The 256-nt window shown below is 40.6% G+C and carries 1 pseudogene; it reads right to left on the bottom strand.

What is annotated here, in order from left to right:
- A pseudogene (locus BN338_RS10455) lies at window positions 1-256 on the bottom strand (integrase); the annotation flags it as partial.

The following is a 256-nucleotide window of genomic DNA, read 5'->3' as shown; positions in this document are numbered from 1 at the left end:
GGCATCAAGTTTATTTTTTTTCATATATTGTGACATAGAACTATCAGCAAGGGGACCCCGACCTCTAGGAGAAAAGAAGAAATCATTGCGAGAGAGCAGGCGCGCTTGTTTTAAGATTTCTAATGCTTCTGTTGATAAAGGCACACGAAACTCTTCTGTAGCATCACGTCGACCTTTCATATTCTCAGCAGGAATAGTCCATATATCGCCATCAATCTGATTTTCACGAATATGACGTATGGGATTGGTACGAACA

The sequence above is a fragment of the Bartonella queenslandensis AUST/NH15 genome (genome assembly GCF_000312585.1).
Classification (GTDB): domain Bacteria; phylum Pseudomonadota; class Alphaproteobacteria; order Rhizobiales; family Rhizobiaceae; genus Bartonella; species Bartonella queenslandensis_A.
The sequence above is the reverse complement of the archived record's forward strand: the minus strand, read 5'-3'. Positions and strand labels throughout refer to the sequence as shown.